We start from the raw sequence: 4,826 nt of genomic DNA, 5'->3' as shown, positions 1-4,826 counted from the left end.
GGGGGAACGGGGGATGAACGGCGTCGCTCATTCCTCGATTCTTCCGGTGCGCGCCGAAACCGCCGAGGCTTGACAGCGACGCCCGCACGCGGCAGGGAACCGTCAGCGTCGCGCGCGCACCAGCGTGTCGGCGTGCGCGAGGACGCGCAGCAGCTGCGGGAAGCGCGCCGCCGGTCCCTTCCGTGGCAGTCGGTCGAGGGCCTCCTCCTCGCCGGGCAGTCGGTGCTGCTGACCGCGAACGAGCCGGCGGGTGGCATTCAGGAGCGCCAGGGGGTGGGTTTCGAGGGCGCTGTGGCCGTTTCGTAGGCGCACGAGTGTGGCATCCGGGACCGCGCGCGCGACGCGCTCGGCGATCGCGGGAGGAGTGCGAAGATCGCGGTCGCCCGAGAGCAGCACGACCGGCCAGGTGAACGAGGCCACCGCGGCCGTCAGGTCGTAGGGCTCCCCCGCGAACGCCGGGTACCGCCGGGCGAGCGGCGCGTAGGTGAGCGCCGGATCGAGGGGGAGGCCGTCGGGCGGCGCGCCGTAGTGCAGCTCGCGGAAGGCGATCGTGCCCACGACGCCGAACTCGTACACCCCCGGAATGCGCGCGACCGACCCGTCGCGCGTGGTGTACGCGGCGAGCGCGTGCCACGCGAACCCGGGCCGGTGGCGGACGAGCGGCAGCACGAGCTCGGGACCGGCGAGCTCATACGCGGCCCGCACGACGTCGAGCACGACGCGGTCGTCGACCCCGTCGGCGACGAGTCCGCGCACACCGCGGGCGATCTCGTCGTCGCCGTCCCAGAACAGGGCCCGCAGATGCGCGCGTTCGAGGTCGAGATCGTGGGCGGACTGCAGGGCCGAGTCGAGCAGCATCCCGGCGACGCGTTCCGGATGCCGTGCCCCGAAGCCCGACGTGAGATAACTGCCGTACGACGAACCGACCACGTAGGCACGGTCGACCCCCTCGGCGTCGAGCACGGCGGCGAGGTCGTCGAGCACGGCGGTGACCCGCATCGCCGCGGGCGGGAGGTCGTGACCGTCGAGGTCGTGACGGGAGCGGCCGACGCCGCGATGCTCGACCACGATCAGGTCGAGGCCGCCGCCGGCCGCCCACCGGCGCAGGCCCCGGTAGGGCAGCATCGAGAGCAGGCCGGGACCCCCGGGGATGACGAGCACGGGCGTCGCTGTGCGAGGCCCCGACCGCACGTACGTCAGGTCGAACGCCGGCGACCCGTCCGTGGCCGGTCGTCTCACGCTCCGCACGGACTCACCCATGCTCCGCACGCTACCGCGCGTCGGGCGGGTCAGGGGCGGCCGAGGGGTCCGACCACGGCCAACAGGCGCAGCCGGTCGGCGCTCTCGCTGCCGGGCACCGCGGTGTACACGAGGAGCGAGTGGGACGTCTCGGGATCGATGAGGGTCTGACAGTGCAATTCGAGAGCGCCGACCGACGGGTGGACGAACGTCTTGGTCTGTCGCGGACGCAGCCCGACCTCGTGCGCGGCCCACAGCGTGCGGAATTCGGCGCTGCTTTCGAGCAACTGGTCCGCGAGCAGAGCGGCGCGTGAGCCGGGTCCACGGCGGCCCGCCAGCTCTCGCAGACCGGCGGCGAAAAGGCGACTGAGGAACTCGTGTTCCTCAGGGGCGTACAGCGCCCGCGTCGCCGGGTCACTGAACCACCGGTAGCCGAGGCTCCGCTCCGGTCCCGTGCGCACAGACGCATCCCCGGTCAGGGCGGCTCCCAGGGGCGATTGTCGGAGCGTCTCGCCCAGCTCGGTGATGATCTCGGCAGGGGTGTCGTCGAGACGGTCGAGGATGCGCTGAAGTCCGGGGCTGATGTGCTCCGTCATGGAACCCCGTTCCTCGGGCACATGTCCGGCCACGCGGAAGAGGTGGTCGCGCTCAGCGCGGGTGAGGTGGAACCCCTGCGCGATCGCGCCGAGCATCTGCGGCGACGGCTGCGGTCCGCGTTCGCGTTCCAGCCGTGCGTAGTAGTCCGTGGACATGTGCGCGAGCGCAGCCGCCTCCTCCCGGCGGAGTCCGGGCGTGCGGCGGCGCGGGCCCCGCGGGAACCCAACGTCCTCGGGCTGGAGCGCTTCGCGACGGGTGCGGAGGAAGTCCGCGAGAGCCGACCGATCCATCATGCTCCCCTGTCTACCCGTCGCCCGACCCCGGAACCAGGACGCGGTGATCCCCCCTTTCGGGGGACCGCGCAGCAGGGGACTGACGGGTCCTGGCTCGCGACGGCCGATCCGCGCACGCTGGCAGGACACCGACCGAGGAGACACCGTGACCGACATCGACATCGCCCTTCCCTCCCTCACCGGCCGACGCGCCGTCCTCACCGGCGGGAGCGACGGCATGGGACTCGTCATCGCTGAACACCTCGCTGCCGCTGGAGCGGAGATCGTGCTCCCTGTCCGCAACCGCGCGAAGGGCGATCGCGCCGTCCGGTCGATCCGCGACCGCGTGCCCGGCGCGCGACTCGAGCTGCGCGACCTCGACCTCTCGTCGCTGTCGAGCGTCGCCGCTCTCGGCCGGGACCTGCGGGCCGACGGCCGCCCGGTCCATCTGCTGATCAACAACGCCGGGGTGATGACCCCGCCCGAACGGCAGACGACGGCCGACGGCTACGAACTCCAGTTCGGCACGAACCACCTCGGCCACGTCGCCCTGGTCGGCCAGCTGCTGCCGCTCCTGATTGCCGGGAAGGCGCGCGTCGTGACGCAGGTGAGCATCGCGGCCGCGCGCGGCCGCATCGATTGGGACGACCTCCAGGCCGAGCGGTCGTACGACGGCCAGCGCGTGTACTCCCAGTCCAAGATCGCCCTGGGTCTGTTCGCTCTCGAACTCGACCGCCGCAGCCGGGCGGCGGACTGGGGGGTGACGAGCGTGCTGTCGCACCCCGGCGTGGCCCCGACGAGCCTTCTCGCCGCGCGCCCCGAGATCGGCCGCACGACCGACACCCCGCACGTCCGCGCCATCCGCTGGATGTCGCGGCACGGCATCCTCGTCGGCACGGTGCGTTCGGCCGCCCAGCCGGCATTGCTGGCCGCCACCACGACATCGCCGCGCACCGACGTCCTCTATGGCCCGCGCGGACCGCTGCACGTCGGCGGCCGGGCGGCCACGCACGCCCTGTACCGACCCCTGCGCGACAAGGGCGAATCGGCACGGGTCTGGGAGGAGTCGGAACGGCTCGCGGGGGTCGCGCTGAGTGTGTGAGGGCGCACCGGGCACCGGTCCACCCGGGCGTAGACGCCCCCGGCCGGATCGTGCCGGTTGGCTGTGAGTTCCGGGCCGGGCGGCGCCGGGGTGCCGTGCGCTCCTTAGGCTCCGATCGTGACCCCCACGTCGTCGCGCACCACCGATCTGCTCGCGGCCGTCGCCGGTGTCTCGGCCACGGCGCTCGGGGCCGGGCTCGGCGAGCTCGCCGCGGCCGTGGTCGCTCCCTCGGCGAGTCCTTTCGCCGTCATCGGCGGCGGAATGATCGACATCGCCCCGGCGTGGGCGAAGGACCTGGCCATCAGCTGGTTCGGCACGGCGGACAAGGCCGCGCTGCTCGTCGGGATCGCGGTCCTGCTCCTCGCGGTCGCCGCCGCGGCCGGGGTGCTCGAGCGCCGCCGGCCCCCGTGGGGCCGCGTCGTCCTCGCGGCGCTCGGCGGTGTCGGCGCGATCGTGTCGATGACGCGGGCCGATGCCGGCATCCTGTCGCCGGTGCCGTCGCTCGTCGCCGGGGTGGCGGCGGCCGTGGGAGGCGCGCTGCTCATCGCCCGGCTCCCGCGGCCCCTGCCCACGGATGCTCCGGCTCGCTCCGATACCGAGGGCCCGAGCCGGCGCAGCGTCCTCGTGCTCTCGGGCCTGGCCGTCGTGGGCGGCGCCCTGGCCGCCGTCGGCTCGGCGGCGATGCGCGGTGGCGCACAGGCGACCTCGGCGATCCGCGCCGCGCTCCGGTTGCCCACGCCCGCCGTCACGGCGACGGTCCCCGCGGCGGCGGAGCTCGGCATCCCCGGACTCTCCCCGGTCATCACGCCCGCGGCGGATTTCTACCGCATCGACACCGCGCTCGTCGTGCCCCAGATCGATCCGTCCGAGTGGAGTCTCCGCATCCACGGTCTCGTCGAGGAGGAGGTCGTCCTGCGGTGGGACGACATCGTCGCCCTCCCCCAGCGTGAGACGGTCGCGACCCTCGTGTGCGTGTCGAACGCGGTGGGCGGATCGCTCATCGGCACGGCCCGGTGGTTGGGCGTCCCGATCCGCGATCTGCTCGCGCGGGCGCGGCCGACCCCGGATGCGGACATGGTGCTGTCGCACTCCATCGACGGCTTCACCGCGTCCACGCCGCTGGAGGCGCTGACCGACGAGCGGGAGGCGCTCCTCGCGATCGGCATGAACGGCGAACCCCTGCCCATCGAGCACGGCTTCCCGGTGCGCATGGTCGTGCCCGGACTGTACGGCTACGTGTCCGCCACCAAGTGGGTCACGGAGCTCGAGGTCACCCAGTACGCCCGCGCCGAGGGGTACTGGACCTCGCGGGGCTGGTCGGCGCGCGGCCCGGTGAAGCTCGCGTCCCGCATCGACGTACCGCGCGCGGGAGCCCGCGTCGACGCCGGCCCGGTCACGATCGCCGGTGTCGCCTGGCAGACCCACGTCGGCGTCTCGGGTGTCGAGGTGCAGATCGACGACGGGCCGTGGCAGCCGGCGATGCTCGCGAGCGCGATCTCGTCCGACACGTGGGTGCAGTGGAGTCTCCCCTGGGATGCCACCAGCGGCCCGCACACGATCCGCTGCCGCGCCACGTCCACGACCGGCGATACGCAGACGCCCGCCCACGCCGCTCC

4 protein-coding genes are annotated in these 4,826 nt (G+C 73.5%); 2 read left to right on the top strand and 2 right to left on the bottom strand.

Going from position 1 to position 4,826, the window contains the following annotated elements:
• Positions 1-102: 102 nt before the first annotated feature.
• Positions 103-1,260, bottom strand: coding sequence for an alpha/beta fold hydrolase (locus FE256_RS17495; protein WP_138178195.1), 1,158 nt, complete (start codon positions 1,258-1,260; stop codon positions 103-105).
• A 29-nt stretch (positions 1,261-1,289) separates the two neighbouring features.
• Complete coding sequence (locus FE256_RS17490; protein WP_138178193.1) at positions 1,290-2,129, bottom strand: helix-turn-helix transcriptional regulator; 840 nt, start codon at positions 2,127-2,129, stop codon at positions 1,290-1,292.
• 145 nt (positions 2,130-2,274) lie between these two features.
• On the opposite strand from FE256_RS17490, the gene FE256_RS17485 reads away from it, so the two are divergent.
• Both FE256_RS17485 and FE256_RS17480 read left to right on the top strand, forming a co-directional pair.
• Complete coding sequence (locus FE256_RS17485; protein WP_252371081.1) at positions 2,275-3,210, top strand: SDR family oxidoreductase; 936 nt, start codon at positions 2,275-2,277, stop codon at positions 3,208-3,210.
• 117 nt (positions 3,211-3,327) lie between these two features.
• Positions 3,328-4,826 (top strand): molybdopterin-dependent oxidoreductase (locus FE256_RS17480; protein ID WP_138178189.1); only part of this gene is annotated, 1,499 nt, incomplete at its 3' end.

This window comes from Microbacterium sp. 5K110 (assembly GCF_005774735.1).
Lineage (GTDB): Bacteria > Actinomycetota > Actinomycetes > Actinomycetales > Microbacteriaceae > Microbacterium.
This window is presented reverse-complemented; position numbering and strand designations above follow the sequence as displayed.

Bases quoted from the DNA above. Each gene is read 5' to 3' on its own strand.
- FE256_RS17495 (WP_138178195.1), bottom strand. From the start codon at position 1,260: ATGGGTGAGTCCGTGCGGAGCGTGAGACGACCGGCCACGGACGGGTCG.
- FE256_RS17490 (WP_138178193.1), bottom strand. From the start codon at position 2,129: ATGATGGATCGGTCGGCTCTCGCGGACTTCCTCCGCACCCGTCGCGAA.